Source organism: Streptomyces sp. NPDC007346 (assembly GCF_040703535.1).
Classification (GTDB): domain Bacteria; phylum Actinomycetota; class Actinomycetes; order Streptomycetales; family Streptomycetaceae; genus Streptomyces.
This window is the reverse complement of sequence record NZ_JBEYKR010000128.1, coordinates 1-20,106: the sequence shown is the minus strand read 5'-3', so window position 1 is coordinate 20,106 and position 20,106 is coordinate 1. Positions and strand designations below refer to the sequence as shown.

Annotated in this window: 19 protein-coding genes; 9 read left to right on the top strand and 10 right to left on the bottom strand. The window is 71.1% G+C overall.

What is annotated here, in order from left to right; translation table 11 throughout:
- On the bottom strand, positions 1-641 hold a 641-nt coding region (locus AB0917_RS26755), incomplete at its 3' end, for a helix-turn-helix transcriptional regulator (protein WP_366822228.1).
- Between the two features lie 84 nt (positions 642-725).
- On the opposite strand from AB0917_RS26755, the gene AB0917_RS26750 reads away from it, so the two are divergent.
- Positions 726-1,208 (top strand): ATP-binding protein, encoded by a 483-nt coding sequence (locus tag AB0917_RS26750; RefSeq protein WP_366822227.1) that lies wholly within the window; start codon positions 726-728, stop codon positions 1,206-1,208.
- Here AB0917_RS26750 and AB0917_RS26745 read toward each other — a convergent pair.
- Complete coding sequence (locus AB0917_RS26745) at positions 1,174-1,989, bottom strand: serine hydrolase domain-containing protein (protein WP_366822226.1); 816 nt, start codon at positions 1,987-1,989, stop codon at positions 1,174-1,176. The two genes, AB0917_RS26750 and AB0917_RS26745, sit on opposite strands and share 35 nt — an antisense overlap.
- Positions 1,990-2,132: 143 nt before the next feature.
- Here AB0917_RS26745 and AB0917_RS26740 point away from each other — a divergent pair, with 143 nt between their 5' ends.
- The 3 genes from AB0917_RS26740 to AB0917_RS26730 all read left to right on the top strand — a co-directional run bounded on the left by AB0917_RS26740 (position 2,133) and on the right by AB0917_RS26730 (position 4,257).
- Positions 2,133-2,672: a hypothetical protein gene (locus AB0917_RS26740; RefSeq protein WP_366822229.1), complete on the top strand. Its 540-nt coding sequence runs from the start codon at positions 2,133-2,135 to the stop codon at positions 2,670-2,672.
- Between the two features lie 62 nt (positions 2,673-2,734).
- Positions 2,735-3,235, top strand: coding sequence for a MerR family transcriptional regulator (locus AB0917_RS26735; protein WP_366822225.1), 501 nt, complete (start codon positions 2,735-2,737; stop codon positions 3,233-3,235).
- Positions 3,235-4,257: an aldo/keto reductase gene (locus tag AB0917_RS26730; protein WP_366822224.1), complete on the top strand. Its 1,023-nt coding sequence runs from the start codon at positions 3,235-3,237 to the stop codon at positions 4,255-4,257. The genes AB0917_RS26735 and AB0917_RS26730 overlap by 1 nt, the downstream gene beginning before the upstream one ends.
- Positions 4,258-4,335: 78 nt before the next feature.
- On the opposite strand, the gene AB0917_RS26725 is transcribed toward AB0917_RS26730, so the two are convergent.
- The 7 genes from AB0917_RS26725 to AB0917_RS26695 all read right to left on the bottom strand — a co-directional run bounded on the left by AB0917_RS26725 (position 4,336) and on the right by AB0917_RS26695 (position 12,381).
- A complete protein-coding gene (locus tag AB0917_RS26725; protein WP_366822223.1) occupies positions 4,336-5,589 on the bottom strand; it encodes an acyltransferase in 1,254 nt (417 codons plus the stop codon).
- Entirely contained in the window at positions 5,586-6,659 is a 1,074-nt protein-coding gene (locus tag AB0917_RS26720) for an alpha/beta hydrolase (RefSeq protein ID WP_366822222.1), read from the bottom strand. The genes AB0917_RS26725 and AB0917_RS26720 overlap by 4 nt, the downstream gene beginning before the upstream one ends.
- Before the next feature lie 397 nt (positions 6,660-7,056).
- Positions 7,057-7,746 carry a response regulator transcription factor gene (locus AB0917_RS26715; protein ID WP_366822221.1) on the bottom strand — a complete coding sequence of 230 codons (690 nt, stop codon included), beginning with the start codon at positions 7,744-7,746 and terminating at the stop codon, positions 7,057-7,059.
- The gene (locus AB0917_RS26710; protein ID WP_366822220.1) at positions 7,743-9,089 is read right to left on the bottom strand and encodes a sensor histidine kinase; all 1,347 of its coding nucleotides are present in this window, start codon (positions 9,087-9,089) and stop codon (positions 7,743-7,745) included. Before AB0917_RS26710 ends, AB0917_RS26715 begins: the two co-directional genes overlap by 4 nt.
- 257 nt (positions 9,090-9,346) lie before the next feature.
- Positions 9,347-10,318, bottom strand: a complete 972-nt coding sequence (locus AB0917_RS26705) for a DUF4429 domain-containing protein (protein WP_366822219.1) — start codon at positions 10,316-10,318, stop codon at positions 9,347-9,349.
- A gap of 86 nt (positions 10,319-10,404) precedes the next feature.
- Positions 10,405-11,613 carry an alpha/beta hydrolase gene (locus AB0917_RS26700; protein WP_366822218.1) on the bottom strand — a complete coding sequence of 403 codons (1,209 nt, stop codon included), beginning with the start codon at positions 11,611-11,613 and terminating at the stop codon, positions 10,405-10,407.
- A 96-nt stretch (positions 11,614-11,709) separates the two neighbouring features.
- A complete protein-coding gene (locus tag AB0917_RS26695; RefSeq protein ID WP_366822217.1) occupies positions 11,710-12,381 on the bottom strand; it encodes a TetR family transcriptional regulator in 672 nt (223 codons plus the stop codon).
- Between the two features lie 115 nt (positions 12,382-12,496).
- On the opposite strand from AB0917_RS26695, the gene AB0917_RS26690 reads away from it, so the two are divergent.
- Positions 12,497-14,116 carry an MFS transporter gene (locus AB0917_RS26690; RefSeq protein ID WP_366822216.1) on the top strand — a complete coding sequence of 540 codons (1,620 nt, stop codon included), beginning with the start codon at positions 12,497-12,499 and terminating at the stop codon, positions 14,114-14,116.
- A gap of 210 nt (positions 14,117-14,326) precedes the next feature.
- Complete coding sequence (locus tag AB0917_RS26685; protein WP_366822215.1) at positions 14,327-14,788, top strand: peptidase inhibitor family I36 protein; 462 nt, start codon at positions 14,327-14,329, stop codon at positions 14,786-14,788.
- A 70-nt stretch (positions 14,789-14,858) separates the two neighbouring features.
- Here AB0917_RS26685 and aceE read toward each other — a convergent pair whose 3' ends face one another.
- Complete coding sequence (aceE, locus tag AB0917_RS26680) at positions 14,859-17,591, bottom strand: pyruvate dehydrogenase (acetyl-transferring), homodimeric type (RefSeq protein ID WP_366822214.1); 2,733 nt, start codon at positions 17,589-17,591, stop codon at positions 14,859-14,861.
- Between the two features lie 505 nt (positions 17,592-18,096).
- Between aceE and AB0917_RS26675 the strand changes: the two genes are divergently transcribed.
- From AB0917_RS26675 to AB0917_RS26665, 3 genes are all read left to right on the top strand, one after another.
- Positions 18,097-18,534, top strand: a complete 438-nt coding sequence (locus AB0917_RS26675) for a DUF3052 domain-containing protein (protein WP_366822213.1) — start codon at positions 18,097-18,099, stop codon at positions 18,532-18,534.
- A gap of 176 nt (positions 18,535-18,710) precedes the next feature.
- Positions 18,711-19,169, top strand: a complete 459-nt coding sequence (locus AB0917_RS26670) for a peroxiredoxin (protein ID WP_366822212.1) — start codon at positions 18,711-18,713, stop codon at positions 19,167-19,169.
- Between the two features lie 138 nt (positions 19,170-19,307).
- Positions 19,308-19,883 (top strand): TerD family protein, encoded by a 576-nt coding sequence (locus AB0917_RS26665; RefSeq protein ID WP_096623105.1) that lies wholly within the window; start codon positions 19,308-19,310, stop codon positions 19,881-19,883.
- Positions 19,884-20,106 lie beyond the last annotated feature (223 nt).

Genomic DNA, 20,106 nt, shown 5'->3' with positions numbered 1-20,106 from the left:
GCGTGGCGGGCTTCTTCGCGGTACGCGGCTTCTTTGCCGGGTCGGGCTTGGCCGCAGGGGCCGGCGGCTTGGCCTTGGACGCGGCGGCGCCGGGCCAACAGGCGGGCCAGTTGTTCGCGCATCACGTCACGTCCGCCGACCTCCTGGAGCAGCGCGGCTTCGCTGAGTACGACCCACAGCACGGGCGGGTCCTCCCGCTCCAGGACTCGCTGGCGTTCCATCCTGGCAGCCACCATCTCGTCCACCTCGTGTGGGTGCTCCATGCCGATCAGGGCCCGCGCGTACGCCTCCGTCTGCAACACCCCATAGACCAGCTGCGACTGGAACGTGTAGATGTACGCCGCCTTCGCCTCCATGTCCGCGTACGGACGAAACCAGCTCGGCAGTTGGCTTCGCAGGACCAGGCCCACCAGCCGGGAGAACAACCCGTCCGTGTGGAGCGCCTGGTCCAGGGCCTCGGCGAACTCGCGGGTGGGGGCCTTCTTCGTGGTCTCGATCTGGCCGATCAGCGAGCCCGAGCAGTAGAGCTTCGCGCCCAACTCGGCCTGTTTCAGGCCGTGTGCTTCGCGTACGCGGCGCAGCTCCGAGCCGAAGTAGTCCAGTGGGGAAGCGCAGGGGGCGAGCGTTTGAATGTTGGGCACAGCGCGGACCTCCGGTGTGCAACGCCTTGCGGCGTTCGTTTCACGGTGTAGCCGAGCGTAGCCATCCGCTTGCACGCTGGAGCCATGAATCGTGTTTCCATCCCCCGAATTGACCCCGGGGAGCCCATCTACCGCGCCGACCTCGCCATGGGGGAGCATTCGGCCCGGCACCTGCGCCGCATCTTGCGGATCTACCTCACCAGTTGGGGTCTGCTCGACCTCGCCCCGGCGGCGGAACTCGCGCTCACCGAGCTGATCGCCAACGTGGTGCGGCATGTACCCGGGCGCCGCTGCCAGACCTTCATCTTCCGGCTGCCGACCGGGGACGGCGTACGCGTGGAGGTGGCCGACAACAGCCCGGAGATCCCGCTCGCGATCAAGCGCGATGAGCTCGACGAGGGTGGGCGGGGGCTGATTCTCGTCAATGCCGTCACCGACGACTGGGGCGTGGTGAAGCGCTGGGACGGCACGGGGAAGACCGTGTGGTTCGAGTGCGTCGACCGGAAGAAGGCGACGGGGGACCGTGCCCGGTTCAGCCCGCGGCCTCCGACAGGACCGCGTCCGTGAACGGGGTCCACGCCTCCGACGCCCACGGCCCGAAGGCCCGGTCCGTCAGCGCGACGCAGGCGAGCCCGGCCACCGGGTCGATCCACAGGAACGTACCCGACTGGCCGAAGTGGCCGAAGGTCGCAGGCGAGGAGGAAGCGCCCGTCCAGTGCGGGGACTTGGCGTCGCGGATCTCGAAGCCGAGGCCCCAGTCGTTCGGGTTCTGGTGGCCGTAGCCCGGCAGGACGCCCTTGAGGCCGGGGTGGACCACGCTCTGGGCTTCGAGGACCGTACGGGGGTCGAGGAGGCGGGGGGCCTGGACCTCGGCGGCGAAACGGACCAGGTCGTCCACGGTGGAGACGCCGTCGCGGGCGGGGGAGCCGTCGAGTGACGTGGACGTCATGGCCAGCGGCTCCAGGACGGCCTGGCGCAGGTACTCCGCGAACGGGATGCCGGACGCCTTGGCGATGTGGTCGCCGAGCACCTCGAAGCCCGCGTTGGAGTAGAGGCGGCGCTCGCCGGGAGGGGCTGTCACCCGGTGCTCGTCGAAGGCGAGGCCGCTGGTGTGGGCCAGGAGGTGGCGCACCGTGGAGCCCTCGGGCCCGGCCGGTTCGTCCAGCTCGACGGCGCCCTCCTCGTACGCCACCAGCGCCGCGTAGGCCGCGAGCGGCTTGGTGACCGAGGCGAGGGGGAAGCGGTGGGCGGTCGGCCCGTGCGTACCGAGGACGGTGCCGTCCGCCCGTACGACGGCGGCCGCCGCGGTCGGGACGGGCCAGGTGTCGATGATCCGCAAGCTCTCCATGGACCCGAGCCTAACGTTCGCCGCCCCGGACCCCGTACCGCGTCCGAAAGGTGACGAAGTCGCCAACTCCCGCCGCTTCGGCCGACTACTGTGCGGAGGCGTAGCGCTGCGCACCGCAGCCGTCCGAGGAGGTTTCCATGTCCATCGAGTCCCCCTGCGGCCCCCAGCACGCTCCCGCCGGCGATGTGGGCGCGGCGCTCATGCTGATCGACTCCCGGCTCAGGAGCATCCACGAGGGCAACACCGAGAGCGACGCCGAACAGCAGGCGATGATGGCGCAGTTCACCGAGTCGCTGGGTCCCCAGGGGGCCGAGGACCTGCTGGACGGCGTGTGCACGCTGATCTACATGTATATGACGTGGCTGCGGAAGGCCCACGAGGACCACGACAAGGACGTCATCGAGTACGTGGTCCCGACGCTCGTGGCCTCGATGCGCATGATGCCCAGGAGCATCCGCCCCGAGGCCGTCCCCACCATGGCGGGCCTGGTCATCGCCGCGGGCACCGGTCTGAGCCCCAGCCTGTGGCGCAAGCAGTACGGGGACTGGACGGAGGCGGAGATGACGCCCCTGGAGGCCACCGCCTTCCTGCTCGCGGAGCACATCAACCGCATCGCCGACGACGCCGACTTCGCCACCCGGGTGATCACCGACGCGCTGACCCGGGCGGAGGAGGAGCTCTGACGCCTCCTTCTCCTGTCGGCCGCGCTTGCTTCGAGTGCACTCCAAGGATTTAGCGTGGAGGCATGACGGTGATCGACGGAACGTCCCGGAGCACTCCCGCGACCGGCGCACAGCCGCAGCCCTCCCCGGGGGTGAAGGCCTGTGCGGCCGCCCCCCGGCAGCATCCCCGGCCCGAGGGCAAGGACAGCTACACGATCAGCGAGGTCGTCGCCTTCACCGGGCTCACCGCGCACACCCTGCGCTGGTACGAACGGATCGGGCTGATGCCCCACGTCGACCGCTCGCACACCGGCCAGCGCCGCTTCTCCAACCGCGACCTGGACTGGCTGGCCTTCGTCGGCAAGCTGAGGCTGACCGGAATGCCCGTCGCCGACATGGTGCGGTACGCGGAGCTGCTGCGCGAGGGTGAGCGCACCTTCGAGGAGCGGCAGGAGCTGCTGGAGTCCACCCGCCGTGACGTGATCACGCGCATCGCGGAGCTCCACGACACCCTCGCCGTCCTCGACCACAAGATCGAGTTCTACGCTGGCGCCCGCAAGGCGCCGGAAAGGCGCAGCGCCTGATGACCGACAACGACACGAACACGATCGCCACCGTCGAGCTGGGCGGTGGAGGGCCGCAGGTCGGCGTCCAGGGCCTCGGCTGCATGGGCATGAGCGAGTTCTACGGGGAGACCGACGAGGTCTCCGCCCGGGACACCCTCGACGCGGCGCTGGAAGCGGGCGTCACGCTCTTCGACACCGCCGACATCTACGGGCGCGGGGCCAACGAGGAGTTCCTCGCCCCGTTCGTCGGGGCCCACCGCGACGAGATCACCCTCGCCACCAAGTTCGCCATCGAGCGGACGGACGACCCGCGGCACCGGGCGGTCCGCAACGACCCCGCGTACATCCGCACCGCCGTCGAGGCGAGCCTGCGCCGGCTGAACACCGACGTCATCGACCTCTACTACATGCACCGCCGCGACCCGGCCGTCCCGCTCGCCGAATCGGTCGGCGCGATGGCCGAGCTGGTCCAGCAGGGCAAGGTCAAGCAGCTCGGACTGAGCGAGGTGACCGGACCCGAGCTGCGCGAGGCGCACGCCGTGCACCCGATCGCCGCCCTCCAGTCGGAGTGGTCCCTCTTCAGCCGGGACGTGGAGAAGAGCGCGGTCGGCGCGGCGGCGGAGCTGGGCGTCACGCTCGTGCCGTACTCGCCGCTCGGCCGGGGCTTCCTCACCGGGGCCTTCACCGACGCGGGCAAGGAGCTGTCCGAGGGCGACTACCGTACGTACCAGCCCCGCTTCACCGGTGACAACGCCCGTACGAACGCGGCCCTGCTGGAGCCGGTCCACAAGATCGCCGCCGCGCACGGGGTGACGGCCGCACAGGTGGCCCTCGCCTGGGTGCACCAGCGGGCGCGGGTGCACGGTCTGACGGTGGTCCCGATCCCCGGCACCCGTAAGCGCAGCCGCCTGCTGGAGAACGTGGCGGCGACCCGGCTGACGCTGACGGGCGAGGAACTGGCCCTGCTGGAGCCGATCGCGGGGCGGGTGGCGGGGGACCGATACCCGGACATGAGCAGTACGTCGGCGGCGCGGGAGTAGGCACGGGGAGGGGGCGTGAGTTCGTCGCTACCGCCTGGTTCATGAAAGTCATCACGGCCAAGCACTCCCGACGCCCCCTCATACCAGCCCCAGCGCGAACACCGCGAACCCCGCCGCCAGCGCCCCCGCCAGCGCGCGGCGGGCGTTCGCGGCGCGGGTGCCCGCCGCCCAAGGGGCGTCGAAGCGGCGTGCGTACCGGGCGATCAGCACCAGCAGCCCCGCGAACACCGGCAGCCACAGCACCCGGGCCAGGATCCAGCCCACCGTGTCCGGCCCGGTCGTCAGCCCCGCCACCGCCGCCGCACCGTCACCCAGCAGCGAGGCCGGTACGGCGGCGGCCAGCATCGCGCTCTGGTGCCAGCACAGGATGGTCATCGCGGACAGGTTGACCACGACGACCGGCGCCCACAGCAACGGCCTGCGCAACGCCCGCCCCAGCCGGTCCCGCAGCAGGATCGCCGCCCCGCTCTGGGCCGCCGCCAGCGCCACCACCAGCAGCGACGGCGGGTGGGAGTTGGTCCGCACCTCGCCCGGCACGCCGACCATGGATGCCGGGTAGTGGAAGACCAGCAGCAGTACGGCGAAGAGGACCCCGCCCCCGACGAGCAGCAGCCGCGCCCCCCGCTTCCCGATCCGCCCCTCGCCCCATGAGACACCGAGCTGGTAGGCGAAGAGCCACCCGGGCAGGATGTTCAGCACGCTCAGCCAGGACGGCATCGCCTCGGCGAAGGGCCCGTACCGCAGGAAGTCCACCACCGCGACCGACCCCAGCAGCGGCAGCGCGGCCCACCCGCCGAGCCTTCGCGCGAGGCGGACACAGAGCGGGGTGAGCGCGGTGACCACCGTGTACACCCCGACGAACCAGAGCGGCTGGATCACCAGCGTCGACCCCGTACGCAGGGTGTCGCCCGGTATGCCGAGCCAGGACAGCGCGGCCAGCAGCACCGCCCACACGGCGGCCACCCCGAGCACCGGCCTGCCGAGCCGGACCAGCCGCCCGCGCAGCCAGGCGGCCGTGGTCGAGGGCCGGCGGTGGTAGGAGAGGACCGAGGCGTACCCGCCGACCAGGAAGAAGATCCCCAGCATCTGGAGCACCCAGCTGAGCGGGGCGAAGGCCCCGAACGTCGAGAGCGGGCTCGCGTTGTGCAGCCCGTCCGCGTCGAGCCGGAAGCCGCCGAGCATCCAGTGGCCGAGCGGCACGGCGAGCAGCGCGAGGGCGCGCAGGCCGTCGATGGCCCGGTCCCGGTGGGCGGGGGTGGCGGCCTCGACGCGGGCGGCGAGCTGATGCGTACGCGTACGTGTGTGGGTGTGGGTGTGGGTGTGGGTGCTCATCGGGCCGCACCTTCCATGACGCCTTCCACGGCGGCGGTTCCCCGGGCGATCACCGCGAAGGACCGGAGCGAGTCCGTGCCGGGGGCGAAGTAGCCGGCGTGGCCCTGGGCGTCCTCGGCCGGTATGCGGCGGGCCCCGAACGCCGGATCGGTGGGGTCGGCGCCATGGCCGAGCCCGGCGAACCGCACGCTCGGCACGTCGTCTATCCAGTCCGTCGGGGCCTTCGCCGCCCACACCCGGGCCCGCGTCCGCAGTGCGTCCACATCGTCGGCCCGCATGCCGGGGGAGCCGAGGACCACCACGTCGGTCGCGGACAGGCGGTGCGCGGCGAGCCCGCAGACGACGGAGCCGTAACTGTGGCAGAAGACGGCGGGTTCGGGCAGCCCGTCGGCGGTCAGCCCCTCCGTGAACCGCTCCAGCCGCCCGGCGCCCGCCTCCGCGAGCCGCCCGGTCGCGGCGTCGATGCCGACGCCGACGGGGGTGGTGTACCCGGCCCAGGCGATGACGGCGGTGCCCGGACCGGCCGCCGTGTGCAGGGTCCTGGCCATGCCGCGCGGGGCCCCGTGGGCGGCGACCTTCCGGTCGAAGGTCCCGGCGTCGTTGTCGGACCCCGGCACCACCACCGAGACGCGGCGGGCCGCGCGCAGGTCCCCGAAGACCTCGGCGACCTGGCCGCGCCCCCGCGGATCGAACGCGAGGATCTGGCGGCCGGGCGCGGCGAGCGAACGGTAGCGGGGGCCGTCGGCGGCGGCGAGGGCGAGGGTGTTGGCGCGGTAACGCAGCTCAAGGGGTGCACCGTCGAGGTTGCCGACGACGGACGGGTGCCGTATGGCGAGGAGTTGGCGCTCCTGCGCGGTCAAGTCCGCGAAGAAGGCGGCTACTTCGGCGGGCGCGGAGCGTTCCGGATCGGGCAGCTCCTCGCCCAGCGATCGGTCCGCCCGCCATGACGTGGTGCCCGGCGGCGGCCCGGTCAGCGCCTGCTGCGCATCCCCCGAAACCCAGCCTGCCGTCCCCGTCACCACACTGGTGGCCAGTGCCAGCGTGACCACGGTCCTCGCGTATCGGCGCATCGTGCCCCTCCCTCTTCGCCGTCACACCGATCGGTGCGACCGGGAGGAAGGTAGGAAGAGGGTGGGTGAGGGGGCGTCACACCCGGGGGCCAACTGCGGAGTGCTACTGGGGTAGGGGGTGGGGGAGACGGCTCCGTACGGAGGAGGAGACACGACCCCGAGCCGGGCCGAGGTCTCGAGGTCTCGGGGGCCGGAGTGTCTACCGCAAGGAGGCGTCAGGCCCCCCGTGCACCTGGCACGGAGGGGGCGTCAGGCGCCCGCGCACTCCGGCGCAGGAAGGCGTCAGACCCCCCGCGCACCTGGCACGGAGAGGGCGCAGGCCCCCGCGTACCCCGACGCAGAGAAGGGGCCAGGCCCCCAGGGATAGGTCCCCGTGCACACCGGCGCGCAGAAGGCGTCAGGCCCCCGCGTCCCCCGGTGTCACCAGCCCCGACTCGTACGCGAAGATCACCGCCTGCGCCCGGTCCCGCAGGTCCAGCTTGGCCAGCACCCGCCCGATGTGCGTCTTCACGGTCTGCTCGGCCAGCACGAGCCGCCCCGCGATCTCCTGGTTCGACAGCCCCCGGGCGATCAGCTCCAGGACCTCCGTCTCGCGCGGGGTCAGCCCGTTCAGCCGCAGGGCCTGCCCGCCGCGGGTCGCCCCCGAGGGCCGCTGCGCCGCGAAGTCCGCGATCAGCCGCCGCGTCACCGAGGGCGCCAGCAGCGCGTCGCCCGCCGCCACCACCCGTACCGCCGCGATCAGATCGGCGGGCGGGGCGTCCTTCAGCAGGAACCCGGAGGCCCCGGCGCGCAGCGCCTCGTACACGTAGTCGTCCACGTCGAACGTCGTCAGCATCAGCACCTTCGGCCGGTGCACCACCCCCACCGGGGGGTTCAACAGCTCGCGGGCGGCGGCCAGTCCGTCCATCTCCGGCATCCGCACGTCCATCAGGACCACATCCGGGTGCTGGTGGCGGCTGACGTCCACGCCCTGCCGGCCGTCCGCCGCCTCGCCCACCACGTCGATGTCGCTCTGCGCCGACAGCAGCGCCGCGAACCCCGCCCGCACCATGGCCTGGTCGTCGACGATGATCACGCGGATGGTCACAGATCCTCCGGAGGCAGGGGGGTGGGCGGCGAGGTGGCCGGGGGCAGCGGCATCCGGGCCGCGACCCGGAACCCGCCGTCGGGCAGCGGGCCGGTGTCCAGCGTGCCGCCGGTCAACCGTACGCGCTCACGCATCCCGACCAGCCCGTGCCCGGTCCCGCTCGTCTCCAGCGGTGAACCGCGGGTGGCGGCGGGCCCGTTGACGACCAGCACGAGAAGGTGGCCCTTGTCCGGCGCGACCAGGACCCGGGTGCGGGCCCCCGGCGCGTGCCGCACCACATTGGCCAGGGCCTCCTGCACGATCCGGTACGCGGACAGGTCCACCGCCGGCGGCACCTCGCCCAGCCTCGAGATCAGCTCCGCGCTCAGCGACAACTGGGCCGGCAGCCCCGCCCGTACCGTCGCCTCCACCAGCTGCTGGAGCCGGTCGATACCCGGCTGCGGCGCCCGGTCGCCCTCCGTGCCGTCGCTGCGCAGCACCGACAGCAGCCGCCGCATCTCGCCCAGCGACTCCCGTGCGGCCGCCGCGATGGCCGTGAACTCCTCCTCGGCGGCCTTCGGCAGCCCGCTGATCCGGTACGGGGCGGAGTCCGCCTGCACGGTGATCACCGACATGTGGTGGGCGACCACGTCGTGCAGCTCGCGCGCGATCCGGGTCCGTTCCTCCAGCAGCGTGCGCTGGGCCCGCTCGGTCTCGCTGATCGTCTCCTGCTCGGCGAGCCGGCGCTGTGCCTCGCTCCTCTCCCGTACCGCCCCGCCGATGACGAGCACCACCGCGCCGAGGATCGTCAGCAGCAGGGCGCTGCCGCTGCTGCGGTCCGGTGCGATCAGGTGCAGCAGGGCTCCGGTGGCGCCCGTGACCATCCAGACGGCGATCACGGTCCGCCGGGTCTCACGCAGCCCGAGCGCCAGCAGCAGGAAGAGGTAGGCGACGATCCCCGGCGGGGTCCACGGCCAGACATCCAGCCGGTCGGAGGGCTGCGCCAGCAGCACGAGCGCGCCCAGGACGTCGGCGGGGAAGATGATCCACCACGCCTGGAGGGGCCGGTGGGCCAGCATCAACAGCGGCGCCGCCTGGGCCACACCGAGCGCCCCGGCCAGCGCGCCGGGGACGCCGTACTGCGTGGTCAGGACGGTGATCGTGACCGGGATGAAGGTCGCGGTCAGCGCGAGGACCACGCCGTACGGGAGCAGCCGCTGCCAGAGTTTCGGAGCGTGGGCCAGCAGCGGCGTGGACGGATGGGACGCGTGGGACAGCCCGTGGGCGAGCTCGCGCAGATTGCGGCGGGCGGCGCTCAACAGGCCGTCGGCGGGCGGCAGAGGCCCGGCGGGGGAAGTGGACATGGCCGGATCAGCCTAGGCAGGTGGCCGGGGTCCGGGCGTCATACCGGGGTGCCGAACGGCCCGCCGCGCCCTGATACCCCGGTACGGGGTCCCAGCTCCGCGAGCGGCCGCACGGCCCGGTGCGGAGGCCCCCCCCCGGGGGTTCGCAGCTACCTGAGCAGCCGCGCACCCGGCACGAGCGCACCCGGCACGAGCACACGCAGCACGAGCGCACCCAGCACGAGCGCACCCGGCACGAGTGCACCCGGCACGAGCGTTCACAGCTCCGCGAGCAGCTGCGCCTTCTTCGCGCTGTACTCGTCGTCCGTCACCAGCCCCGCCTGATGCAGTTCACCGAGGTGATGTATCCGCTCGGCGATGTCCGCCGGATCGCGCCGCCCGGCGTTCACCAGGACCGGCGCCGGGACGGCCGGAGCGCTCTGGGTCCGGCGTACGGATTCCAGTACGGCGGCGGCGAAGGGCAGCGACTCGTGCACCGGGCCGTACCCCAGGCCGAAAAGGACCGCCGCCGGGTCCTGGTCCGCCGGGGCGACGCGGCTGACCGAGGCAGGCGTGCCGTGCACGGTGATGCCCGCCGCTTCGAGGCCGGAGGTGACGGGCCCGTGCAGGTCACCCAGGCTGCCACCGGTGCGGTGGTCGGCCGGGACGGCCGCGCGGGGCACCAGGCGGAGGTAGCCGTCCAGGGCCTCGGGGGAGCGCCACTCGATTCCGGCCAGTTCGCTCACCCGCCACGTCTGGTCGCCGGCCTTCCACTTGGCGCTGGAGGCCCCCGTCCAGAACCACCGGAAGGAGACCCGCTCCCCGTCGAAACCGGCTCGCCCGTCGTACGCCTTGAACTGTATCGGCGCCTCGGGGGCGGCGATCATGAAGCGGTCGGCGGGCTCGTCGGACGCGGGGCCCAGACAGGACCGCAGCTCGTCCGCGTAATACTCCGCGAGCAGCTCCCGCTCCGCCGGAAGCACCAGGCGGTAGGGGTCGCACCCCTCCTTGAGCTGCCCCGCGGCAGCCTCCAGGAGCGGGTCGGCACCCGGTCTGGGCACGACACGCAGAACCACCGTGTCCCGCTTGCCCGGGGTCAGCGTCACCGACGACAGCGCAGCATGCGGGATGCGGCGCTCCCGCAGGCTCTGCAGGAGCTTCGGCGTGCGGATACCCCGTTCGAAGCGGATGAGCACGGAGTCGGTGTCGAACTCCCAGGTGGCATGAATTCCGGCCAGCACATCACCCATGTGCCTCATCGTATGCGGCACAGGCTCGCACGTCCCCCCTCGGCGTAAGTCGCAATTAATCGGCTTGTCATGGGGCTCTACGCGCGTCAGCCCTCCCGTTCACCGGAAATACCACGGTGGCAAGCGCCATCGGCGGTTGCACAGCGGACCGAACCGTATGCGCCGACGCCGATCGCGGCGAGGTTGCCGAGGCTCTCGGTGCCGGGTTCGAAGTAGCCGCTGTGGCCCGCGGCCCCGGCCGCCGAGACCAGCCGGGCGCCGAAGGCCGGGTCGACCGGGTCGGCGCCGTGCCCGATGCCGCCGAACTCCAGGTGCGGCACGTCCCGGATCCAGTCGTCCCGGTCCCGCATCGCCCAGATCCGGGCGCCGGTCTCCAGCCGGGCGGCGCTGTCGGCCCGCATGCCGGGGGAGCCGGCGACCGCGATGTCGGCCACCCGGCCGGGGGCCTCTCCGGCGGCCACCCCGCACACCACGGAGCCGTAGCTGTGGCAGAACAGGGAGACGGCGGACCTGCCGGGCAACGCCCTCACCAGCGCGTTCAGCCGTACGGCACCCTCCGCCGCGCGCCCGCCGAGCATCGCGTCCATGCCGAGTCCGGCCGGGGCGGTGTAGTCGGCCCAGGCGATGACCGCGGTGCGGGTGGCGGGGGCGGCCGCGCGCTCCGCCCGGTACAGGGACTTGGCCATGCCGACGGGCGCGGAGTTGACGCGGTGGCTCCGCTCCAGCGTGAGGAGGTCGGTGTCGACGCCGGGGACGACCACGGAGACCCGGGAGGCCCGGTCGAGGTCGCCGAACACCTCGGCTGCGCGGCCCCTGCCGGACGGGTCGAAGGCCAGGATCTGGCGGTCCTTCGCGAGCATCGACCGGAAGCGGGCCGTCCGCCGGGCCGCCTCGTCGCGGCCGGCCACCGTGAGCGTCTCGTCGTACGTACGCCGCTTCTCCACGGCCACCGCCTGTCTCAGCGCCAGCCGGTTGGCGTGGTAGCGCAGGGCGACCGGGACGCCGTTCAGGTTCCCCACGACCGAGGGGTACTTGCCGGCGAGCGCGCGTCGCTGCCCCGAGGTGAGCGTGGCGAAGAAGTGAGCGGTCAGGTGGGCGGGCGCCCCGACCTCCGGCAGCGCACGGCCCGCCAGCCGGTCCCGCGCCCAGGAGGCGAGGGCCAGCTCGTGCGGCCCGTCGGCGTGGCGATGCCGTACGGCGGACCAGCCGGTGGTCGCCAGTATCACGAACACCACCGCGACGGCGAGCAGGGCGCGCCAGGCGTTCAGCGTGGGGGAGGAGTCGAAGGAAGTCACCGCGCCACACACTAGGAGACCTGCGCGGACGGCCGTGATCCAGGTGAGCGACGTCACCCGGCCGCGACGGATTCACCCGAAATTCTTCACACCGGGTTACGGCACGGCGCTGTCCGTCGACCGCCGCCAGTCGCCCGCCAGCGCCGGGACGAGCTGGTCCAGGTACTCCTCCGTGAGGTCGCGCAGGGCCTCCACGCTCGGGTCGTGGCCCTGCCCCCACAGCTGGCCGGTCACCCGCATCACCCCGGAGAAGGCGGCGACGGCCACCCGCGGCCGGGGGTCCTTCGTCACGTCGAGCCCCTCGCGCTCCGCGATCAGCTCGGCGATCTGGTTCTCCAGGGCGATACCGCGCCGCATGTGGGCGGCGAGCAGGGAGGGGGTCGACTCGATCATCTGGAACGTCCGCATGTGGAGGTCGACCGTGATGACCTCCTCGATCGCCTCACCGATGCTGTTCCAGGCGCAGAGCACCGCCCGGCGCATGGCCTCGAAGGGGGCCTCGCAGGCGGGGCGGCGGCGCAGCTCCGCGAGGAGGCGGGACTCGACCATCTCCTGTACGGCGAAGGTGATGTCCTCCTTGCTCGCGAAGTAGCGGAAGAAGGTGCGCTGGGAGACGTCGACCGCCTCGACGATCTCGTCGACGGTCGTCCGCTCGTACCCCTGGGTGGTGAAGAGTTCGAGGGCGGCGTGCAGCAGGGCGTCACGGGTGCGCTGCTTCTTGCGCTCACGCAGGCCGGGCCGGGCCGCGGCTCTCTGCCCGTGGGTCACGTACCAGCCCTCTTTCCGATCATTTGTCCAGGTCAGCTTACCTGTGAGCTACGCGACAGTTACTGTCTCGTGAATGCGTTTGTCAACTGTCAGCGGCTGTCACTAGTCTCCGCGTATGACTAGTCAGACCACCGTCGAGAAGGCGCCTCGGGAACCGGAAGACGGCCCCGTACCCGCCGCGGCCAAGGGGCTTCGCGGCCACCCCTGGCTGACCCTGTTCGCCGTCGCCATCGGCGTGATGATGGTCGCGCTCGACGGCACGATCGTCGCCATCGCGAACCCCGCCATCCAGAAGGACCTCGGCGCCACGCTCGCCGACGTCCAGTGGATCACCAACGGCTATCTGCTCGCCCTCGCCGTCGCCCTGATCACCGCGGGCAAGCTCGGTGACCGCTTCGGCCACCGTCAGACCTTCCTGATCGGCATCGCGGGCTTCGCGCTCTCCTCCGCCGCGATCGGTCTCTCCAGCGAGATCGCGCTGGTCATCCTCTTCCGCGTCCTCCAGGGCCTCTTCGGCGCCCTGCTGATGCCGGCCGCGCTCGGTCTGCTGCGCGCCACCTTCCCCGCCGAGAAGCTGAACATGGCCATCGGTATCTGGGGCATGGTCATCGGGGCGTCCACCGCGGGCGGCCCCATCGTCGGCGGTCTGCTCGTCGAGCACGTCAGCTGGCAGTCGGTCTTCTTCATCAACGTGCCGGTCGGCGTCGTCGCGCTCGTCTTCGGCCTGGTGATCCTCAAGGACCACCGCGCCGCCAACGCGCCGCGCTCCTTCGACATCCTCGGCATCGTGCTGCTCTCGGGCGCGATGTTCTCCCTCATCTGGGGCATCATCAAGGCCGGTGAGTCCTGGGGCTGGGGCGGCGTCTGGACCTGGGTCTTCCTCGGCATGGCCGCCGGGCTCTTCTTCGCCTTCGGCCTCTGGCAGACCAGGGTCAGGGAGCCGCTGGTCCCGCTGGCGATGTTCCGCTCCGTCCCGTTGACGGCCGGCGCCATCCTCATGGTGCTGATGGCGTTCGCCTTCATGGGCGGCCTCTTCTTCGTGACGTTCTTCCTCCAGGGCGTCCACGGCCTGAGCCCGGTCGACAGCGGTCTGCGCCTGCTGCCGCTGACGGCCATGATGATCGTCTCCTCGCCGGTCGCCGGTCTGCTGATCACCAAGTTCGGCCCCCGTGTCCCGCTGGTCGGCGGCATGCTGTGCACGGCCACCGCGATGTTCGGCATGACGACGCTCAGCGAGTCCACCGGCACCTTCGCCATGTCCCTCTGGTTCGCCCTGCTCGGCTGCGGCCTCGCCCCGGTCATGGTCGGCGCCACCGAGGTCATCGTCGGCAACGCGCCCCTGGAGCTCTCCGGCGTGGCCGGCGGCCTCCAGCAGGCCGCCATGCAGGTCGGTGGCGCGCTCGGCACCGCCGTCCTCGGCGCGGTCATGTCCTCCAAGGTCAGCTCCGACTTCGCGAGCAACTGGACGGCCGCGGGCCTGCCCGGCGAGCCGGAGCAGGGTCTGGAGAAGGCCGCCGAGTTCGGCATGGTCCCGGTCGACGCGCTCTCCCAGGCCCCCGGCATGACGCCGGACGTCATCGGCGTCATCAGCAGCGTCATCCACGACACCTTCATGTCCGGCATGGGCCTGGCCTTCACCGTCGCGGGCTGCGTCGGCGTCGTCGCGGCCCTGGTCGCCACCCTCACCAAGCGCGGCGCGAACGCCGAGGCGGGCGCCGGAGTGGGCCACATCTAGGAAGTGGACCGGTTACGGGGGTTTTCCCCCGTACGCCGTCAACACCGCGCACACCACAGCCCCGCCGAATCCTTTCGGCGGGGCTGTCGCCTATCAGGGTGGCGTGGGCCGTTCCCCTCTTCCCCGGGCCCCGCCTCGCTGGTCAGGCTGGCCGGGACAGCGCCCGCGCCACCATCCGGCGCGGCGCACGACCACGGGGGTTGATCCACCATGCGCACCATCCGTACCGACCGCACCAGCGGCCCGTCCCGCACCTCTCGCCCGTCCCGCACGGCCCGTACGACCACTCTCGCCGCGGGCCTGGCCGTCACGGCCCTCACCGCGCTCGTCCCGCAGGCGCTCGCCCAGGACCGGACGGCCGCCGCCCCGGCCACGCCGGCGGACGTCCGGCTCGGCACCTGCGAGGCGGGCCGGCTCTGCCTCTGGAAGAAGCCCGACTTCACGGGCGCCCGGCAGACGTACGAGCTCTCCACCGTCGACATCGAGAGCTGCACCCCGCTCCCCAAGGGCGGCGACGCCCAGTCCCTGGCCAACCGCACCGGGCGGCCCGTCACCACCTACCAGTCGGCCGAATGCCGGGAGACGGGCGAGTTCGAGACGTACCCGGGCGGCGGGACCTGGCTGCCCCGCTCCCCGTACCAGGTAAGGGCGTTCAAGATCTGGGAGAACTGAGCCCGCACCTGCCGGACGCGCCGAAGGGCGGTGACGCACACGCGTCACCGCCCTTCGTGAACCGCTCCGCTTACGCGTCGCCGCCCGCCGCGCCCGGATCGGCCGCGGCCACATCCAGGAGGTCGTAACGGTCCAGCGCCTTCTTCAGGGCCGACCGGTCGATCTTCCCTTCCTTCGCGAGCTCGGTGAGGACCGCCAGGACGATCGACTGCGCGTCGATGTGGAAGAACCGGCGGGCCGCACCCCGGGTGTCGGCGAAGCCGAACCCGTCCGCACCCAGCGACTGGTACGGACCGGGCACCCAGCGCGCGATCTGGTCCGGCACCGAACGCATCCAGTCCGAGACCGCCACGAACGGGCCCTGCGCCCCTTCGAGCTTCTTCGTCACGTACGGGACGCGCTGCTCCTCCTCCGGGTGGAGCAGGTTGTACCGCTCCACGTCCACGGCCTCGCGCCGCAGTTCGTTCCAGGAGGTCGCCGACCAGACGTCCGCCTTGACGTTCCACTCCTCGGCGAGGATCCTCTGCGCCTCGACGGCCCACGGGACCGCCACACCGGACGCCAGGATCTGCGCCGGGATCTCGCCCGCCTCACCCTGCTTGAAGCGGTAGACACCCTTGAGGATGCCCTCCGCGTCCACGTTCTCGGGCTCGGCCGGGTGCTGGATCGGCTCGTTGTAGACCGTGAGGTAGTAGAAGACGTCCTCGTCGGCCTCGCCGTACATCCGGCGCAGCCCGTCCTGCATGATGTGCGCGATCTCGTACCCGAAGGCCGGGTCGTAGGCGACACAGCCCGGGTTGGTCGAGGCGAGCAGCTGCGAGTGGCCGTCCGCGTGCTGGAGACCCTCACCGGTCAGCGTCGTACGCCCGGCGGTCGCGCCCAGCACGAAACCGCGCGAGAGCTGGTCGGCCATCTGCCAGAACTGGTCACCGGTGCGCTGGAACCCGAACATCGAGTAGAAGACGTACACCGGGATCAGCGGCTCGCCGTGCGTCGCGTACGCCGAACCGGCGGCGATCAGCGAGGCCGTGCAGCCCGCCTCGGAGATGCCGTCGTGCAGCATCTGGCCCGTCGGCGACTCCTTGTACGCGAGCAGCAGATCGCGGTCCACCGCCTCGTACTGCTGCCCCAGCGGGTTGTAGATCTTCGCGCTCGGGAAGAACGCGTCCATGCCGAAGGTGCGGTACTCGTCGGGGGCGATCAGCACGAACCGCTTGCCGATCTCCTTGTCCCGCATGAGGTCCTTCAGGATGCGGACGAACGCCATGGTGGTGGCGATCGACTGCGTACCCGAACCCTTCTTCGCAGCCGCGTACGTCTTCTCCTCGGGCTGCGGCAGGGGCTTCGCACGCACCACCCGGGTCGGCACATAGCCGCCCAGACCGTTGCGGCGGTCGTGCATGTACTGGATCTCCTCCGAGTCGCGGCCCGGGTGGTAGTAGGGCGGGTGGCCCTCGTCCAGCTGCTTGTCGGTGATCGGGATGTGCAGCCGGTCGCGGAACCGCTTGAGGTCCTCGACCGTGAGCTTCTTCATCTGGTGGGTCGCGTTGCGGCCCTCGAAGTTCGGCCCCAGCGTCCAGCCCTTGACCGTCTGCGCGAGGATCACGGTCGGCTGGCCCTTGTGGGCCTTGGCCGCCGCGTAGGCCGCGTAGACCTTCCTGTGGTCGTGCCCGCCGCGCCCCAGGTGCAGGATCTGCTGGTCGGTCATGTCCTTGACCATCTCGCGCAGGCGCGGGTCGTCACCGAAGAAGTGCTCGCGGATGTACGAGCCGGTCTCGGTGGCGTACGTCTGGAACTGCCCGTCCGGCGTGGTGTTCAGCTTGTTGACCAGGATGCCCGTGCGGTCCTGCGCCAGCAGCGGGTCCCAGGAGCGGTCCCAGACCAGCTTGATGACGTTCCAGCCGGCGCCCCGGAACTGCGACTCCAGCTCCTGGATGATCTTCCCGTTGCCGCGCACCGGGCCGTCGAGCCGCTGGAGGTTGCAGTTGACGACGAACGTCAGGTTGTCCAGGTTCTCGCGGGCGGCGATGGACAGCTGCCCCAGCGACTCGGGCTCGTCCATCTCGCCGTCGCCCAGATACGCCCAGACGTGCGACTTGGAGGTGTCGGCGATGCCGCGCGCCTCCATGTAGCGGTTCATCCGCGCCTGGTAGATCGCGCCGAGCGGGCCGAGGCCCATCGAGACGGTCGGGAACTCCCAGAAGTCCGGCATCAGCCGCGGGTGCGGGTAGCTGGACAGCCCGTTCGGCGCCTTCGACTTCTCCTGGCGGAACCCGTCGAGCTGGGCCTCGCTCAGCCGGTCCAGCAGGAACGCGCGGGCGTAGATCCCCGGGGACGCGTGCCCCTGGAAGAAGATCTGGTCGCCGCCGTCGCCCTGGTCCTTGCCCCGGAAGAAGTGGTTGAAGCCCACGTCGTACAGCGAGGCGGAGGAGGCGAAGGTGGCGATGTGGCCGCCGACGCCGATCCCGGGGCGCTGGGCCCGCGAGACCATCACGGCCGCGTTCCAGCGGGTCGCGTTGAGAACCTTGCGCTCGATCTCCTCGTCGCCGGGGAAGAACGGCTCGTCCTTCGTGGCGATCGTGTTCACGTAGTCCGTGCTGCGCATCTCCGGCACGGCGACGCGCTTCTCGCGCGCCCGCTCGATGAGGCGGAGCATCAGGTAGCGGGCACGCTCACGGCCTCGCTCGTCGACGGCGGCGTCGAGGGAGTCGAGCCATTCCTGGGTCTCTTCGGGATCAAAATCCGGGACCTGGCTCGGAAGGCCGCCAATGATGATCGGGTTGCGATCGGATCCGGAAGCCACACTGTTCCTTCGCTGTTCGGTGGTGCTCTGCGGGGTCTGTTACGGGGAACGTACCCCCGGGACAACTGTGTGTGCGCCGCCTCCATCGTGCTACCGCGAAGGCCCGAACGTCATCTCTACCGTGGGGTAACCCCGAGGTTCCGAAAAATCTCCGGCGGGGCACGGGTATGGGCAGTACGCGGCGGGGTACGGGCAAACCGCAACCATACGCCCAAGCCGTCCAAGCGTTCCCAAAGGTGTTCGACTCCGATTGCCGGAGCGAAACGGCATAAGCTGAGGAAGGACGTAAACGGATGGGGTGACTTTGCGAAGCCCCGGAGGGACAGGCCCAGGCCCCGGAGAGACATGCGGGAGTCTGCGGTGACGTGGCAGGGAACGTCACCGTTTAGGCGGTCTCGCACGCCGGGTACTTGCGCGATTCGCCGGGCCCGTGTGGACTACGGCCTACGCCCCGCGCACGCGCGTGGCTGCAGCATTTTCCGAAGACATGATCAGGAGGCAACCCGTGAGCGCGACCGCGGACCACGCGGAGGAGCGGACCAACCCGGCAGCACGCCTGGGGTTCGAGCCCGGACAGGTGGTCCAGGAGATCGGCTACGACGACGACGTCGAGCTGGAGCTCCGTGAGGGCATTGAGGCCACTATCGGCCAGGAACTCGTCGACGAGGAGTACGACGACGTCGCAGACGTCGTCCTGCTCTGGTTCCGCGACGAGGACGGCGACCTTACGGACGCGCTGGTGGATGCCATTGGTCTGCTCGAGGACGGCGGTACGGTCTGGCTGATGACGCCGAAGACCGGCCGTGACGGCTACGTCGAACCGAGCGACATCAATGAGGCTGCCCAGACGGCCGGTCTCGCCCAGACCAAGAGCATCAGCGCCGGCAAGGACTGGACGGGCAGCCGTCTGGTCACCCCCAAGGGGGCCAAGGCCAAGCGCTGAGTCACTCACTGGACCACCCGGGGCCCCCGGCGGCGCTCACGCGCGGCCGGGGGCCTTCGTACGCGCCTTTCCGGCCGTGCGTAGGGTGGGGGTCACCCGGACGGACGGATACGTACGAACGGATGCGTACGAGCGGAGGCCGGGACGTGAGAAGCGGCGGAAGGGAAACCTGCTCCATGGCGATCGAGGTCGGCACCGAGGCCCCGGATTTCGAACTCAAGGACAACCACGGCCGGACCGTGAAGCTCTCGGACCTCCGGGGCGAGAAGAACGTGGTGCTGCTCTTCTACCCGTTCGCCTTCACCGGCGTCTGCACGGGCGAGCTGTGCGCGCTCCGTGACGAGCTGCCCCGCTTCGAGAACGAGGACACCCAGCTGCTCGCCGTCTCGAACGACTCCATCCACACCCTGCGCGTCTTCGCCGAGCAGGAGGGCCTCGAATACCCGCTGCTCTCCGACTTCTGGCCGCACGGTGAGACCTCGCGGGCCTACGGCGTCTTCGACGAGGACAAGGGCTGCGCGGTGCGCGGCACCTTCATCATCGACAAGGCGGGCACCGTCCGCTGGAGCGTCGTCAACGGCCTGCCGGACGCGCGTGACCTGAACGACTACGTCAAGGCGCTCGAAGCGCTCTGAGACGATCTCCTGGCGACCCCCGGCCAAAAGCCTGTTTTGGCCGGGAACCGGTCACTAGGATCCAATCGTTGATCCGATGCCAACGAACGACGGGGACGCTGGTGTCTGCCGGCCCCTGAGAAAACTACTGGAGGACTCGTGGGAGTCAGCCTCAGCAAGGGCGGCAACGTCTCGCTGACCAAGGCCGCGCCCAACCTGACCGCGGTCATCGTCGGTCTGGGCTGGGATGCCCGCACCACCACCGGCGGCGACTTCGACCTCGACGCCAGCGCGCTGCTGGCGAACGCCGAGGGCAAGGTCGCGGCGGACGGCAATTTCGTCTTCTTCAACAACCTGAAGAGCCCCGACGGATCCGTCGAGCACACCGGTGACAACCTCACCGGTGAGGGCGAGGGCGACGACGAGGTCATCAAGGTGAACCTCGCCGGTGTCCCGGCCGACGTCGACAAGATCGTCTTCCCGGTCTCGATCTACGAGGCCGAGACCCGCCAGCAGAGCTTCGGCCAGGTCCGCAACGCGTACATCCGCGTGGTGAACCAGGCCGACAACACCGAGCTCGCCCGCTACGACCTGAGCGAGGACGCCTCGACGGAGACCGCGATGGTCTTCGGCGAGCTCTACCGCAACGGTGCCGAGTGGAAGTTCCGGGCCATCGGCCAGGGCTACGCCTCGGGTCTGCGCGGCATCGCGCAGGACTTCGGCGTCAACGTCTGAGGACGCCGTAGCCCAGCAGGACCGGAGTGTGAGCGTCCGAGGACGCACACGCCCCAGCAGGACCGGGCGCGCGCAGCGCTCACGCACCACCCCGTCCGGCGCCGCATCCTGTGCGGCGCCGGACGCGCTCAACCGGGCGCTTTCGACGCCAGATCGGAAGAGCGTCGGGGAGGGAAAGAGTGTCAGATGTTTAGGGTAGATCTCGGTGGGCGCCGGATCAATA

Excerpts from the sequence above, each read along its gene's own strand:
- AB0917_RS26720 (WP_366822222.1), bottom strand. The coding sequence starts at position 6,659 with ATGCGCCGATACGCGAGGACCGTGGTCACGCTGGCACTGGCCACCAGT.
- AB0917_RS26725 (WP_366822223.1), bottom strand. The coding sequence starts at position 5,589 with ATGAGCACCCACACCCACACCCACACCCACACACGTACGCGTACGCAT.
- AB0917_RS26690 (WP_366822216.1), top strand. The coding sequence starts at position 12,497 with ATGACTAGTCAGACCACCGTCGAGAAGGCGCCTCGGGAACCGGAAGAC.
- AB0917_RS26735 (WP_366822225.1), top strand. The coding sequence starts at position 2,735 with ATGACGGTGATCGACGGAACGTCCCGGAGCACTCCCGCGACCGGCGCA.
- AB0917_RS26685 (WP_366822215.1), top strand. The coding sequence starts at position 14,327 with ATGCGCACCATCCGTACCGACCGCACCAGCGGCCCGTCCCGCACCTCT.
- AB0917_RS26730 (WP_366822224.1), top strand. The coding sequence starts at position 3,235 with ATGACCGACAACGACACGAACACGATCGCCACCGTCGAGCTGGGCGGT.
- AB0917_RS26745 (WP_366822226.1), bottom strand. The coding sequence starts at position 1,989 with ATGGAGAGCTTGCGGATCATCGACACCTGGCCCGTCCCGACCGCGGCG.
- AB0917_RS26670 (WP_366822212.1), top strand. The coding sequence starts at position 18,711 with ATGGCGATCGAGGTCGGCACCGAGGCCCCGGATTTCGAACTCAAGGAC.
- AB0917_RS26750 (WP_366822227.1), top strand. The coding sequence starts at position 726 with ATGAATCGTGTTTCCATCCCCCGAATTGACCCCGGGGAGCCCATCTAC.
- AB0917_RS26705 (WP_366822219.1), bottom strand. The coding sequence starts at position 10,318 with ATGGGTGATGTGCTGGCCGGAATTCATGCCACCTGGGAGTTCGACACC.
- AB0917_RS26710 (WP_366822220.1), bottom strand. The coding sequence starts at position 9,089 with ATGTCCACTTCCCCCGCCGGGCCTCTGCCGCCCGCCGACGGCCTGTTG.